Source organism: Pseudomonas bohemica, from assembly GCF_002934685.1.
Lineage (GTDB): Bacteria > Pseudomonadota > Gammaproteobacteria > Pseudomonadales > Pseudomonadaceae > Aquipseudomonas > Aquipseudomonas bohemica.
Genome location: NZ_NKHL01000040.1, coordinates 1 through 209, shown reverse-complemented (window position 1 = coordinate 209; position 209 = coordinate 1).

Genomic DNA, 209 nt, shown 5'->3' with positions numbered 1-209 from the left:
CTGGGCAGATTCGAACTGCCGACCTCACCCTTATCAGGGGTGCGCTCTAACCAACTGAGCTACAGACCCAATTTCGAGCTTGTAGCCGCTAGCCTGGAGCTATCAGCTTGGAGCTTAAAGCTGCTTCTAATCGTCTTCTTCAATGAATCAAGCAATTCGTGTGGGAACTTGTGAAGAAGCTGAGTCTTCGATTAAGGAGGTGATCCAGC